The following is a 939-nucleotide window of genomic DNA, read 5'->3' on the forward strand; positions in this document are numbered from 1 at the left end:
TTGGTATTTGTGCCATTTTGATTATTGGATTGCCACCTTTTTCTGGTTTTGTTGCTAAACTTATGATGTTCATGGCAATTTTAAACCACAGTAGAGAGGATTTTTCTGCTTCTCTTCCGGTTTACCAAGATTGGCTTTTTGTTGTTTTTGTCACTCTCTCTGGTTTTGCGGCTTTGATTGCATTGACACGAACGGGTATCCGAACTTTTTGGGTTTCTCTTGAAGGGCGCATTCCCCGTGTGCAAGTGATAGAATTTGCGCCTATTGCCGTTCTCCTTGCTTTGTGTTTTCTTATAACAATTGTAGCCGGTCCTGTTAGTCATTATATGTCTGAAACCGCTAAGACTTTGTATGAACCTCAAAATTATATTGAGGGCGTTTTAACGGATTTTTCTCTCGAAAATAGGGAAATGAGTAAATGAATCGTTTTTGTCCTTCCCCTTTTTTCAGTGGTGTCATTGTCCTTATGTGGCTTATTTTAAATGGTTTTAGTTTAGGGCAATTGCTTTTAGGGATTTTAACCGCTTTGTTTTGTGGTTGGATGATATGGCTTCTGGAGCCAGAGAAGGCTGTTATTAAAAGCTGGAGTGCGGTTTTTCGTCTCGGTTTTCGAGTATTTATAGATTCTATATTCTCAAATGTTTCGGTGGCTTGGTTTGTTTTAACAAAGAGGTCTCGAGAGCAGAAATCTGGTTTTATTGTAGTACCTCTTCTGCTTCATAATCGCACTGCTTTGGCTATTTTAGCATGCATCCTTTCGGTAACTCCTGGAACGGCTTGGATTGCCTATAATAGTAAAAAAGGTGAACTTTTGCTTCATGTCTTAAATTTAAAAAATGGATATGATTACAAACAGTTGATCAAACAACGGTATGAGCAATTACTTTTGGAGATTTTCTTATGAGTATGGTGATCCTTTATTGGGGGCTTTTCTTTTCA

The 939-nt window shown here is 38.0% G+C and carries 1 protein-coding gene and 1 pseudogene; both read left to right on the forward strand.

What is annotated here, in order from left to right; all coding sequences use genetic code 11:
- A pseudogene (locus ACFIKE_RS12310) lies at positions 1–422 on the forward strand (cation:proton antiporter); the annotation flags it as partial.
- Positions 419–904, forward strand: a complete 486-nt coding sequence (locus tag ACFIKE_RS12315; RefSeq protein WP_375650095.1) for a Na+/H+ antiporter subunit E — start codon at positions 419–421, stop codon at positions 902–904. The pseudogene ACFIKE_RS12310 and the gene ACFIKE_RS12315, both read left to right, overlap by 4 nt.
- Positions 905–939: the final 35 nt, after the last annotated feature.

Origin of the sequence: Bartonella sp. MU70NMGDW (assembly GCF_042194085.1) — a bacterium.
Taxonomy (GTDB): domain Bacteria; phylum Pseudomonadota; class Alphaproteobacteria; order Rhizobiales; family Rhizobiaceae; genus Bartonella; species Bartonella grahamii.